Below are 396 nucleotides of genomic sequence, written 5' to 3'. Positions count from 1 at the left end.
GCCCGGGTAATCTTTGAAATTTCATCGTGATGGGGATAGATCATTGCAATTGTTGGTCTTCAACGAGGAATTCCTAGTAAGCGCGAGTCATCAGCTCGCGTTGACTACGTCCCTGCCCTTTGTACACACCGCCCGTCGCTCCTACCGATTGAATGGTCCGGTGAAGTGTTCGGATCGAGGCGACGTGGGCGGTTCGCCGCCCGCGACGTAGCGAGAAGTCCACTGAACCTTATCATTTAGAGGAAGGAGAAGTCGTAACAAGGTTTCCGTAGGTGAACCTGCGGAAGGATCATTGTCGAAAACTGTGAAGTTGCATGACCCGCGAACAAGTACCTAAACCGGGATGTCATCGGATCGGTCTTCGGACCGTTCGGTGTTTGTCCTCGTTGGGTGTGC

The 396-nt window shown here is 53.0% G+C and carries 1 rRNA gene; it reads left to right on the top strand.

Features of this window, described 5'->3' with window-relative positions:
* Positions 1–300 (top strand): 16S ribosomal RNA (locus EZV76_RS17995); the annotation flags it as partial.
* Positions 301–396: the final 96 nt, after the last annotated feature.

Source organism: Flagellimonas alvinocaridis (genome assembly GCF_004916895.1).
Taxonomy (GTDB): domain Bacteria; phylum Bacteroidota; class Bacteroidia; order Flavobacteriales; family Flavobacteriaceae; genus Flagellimonas; species Flagellimonas alvinocaridis.
This window is presented reverse-complemented; position numbering and strand designations above follow the sequence as displayed.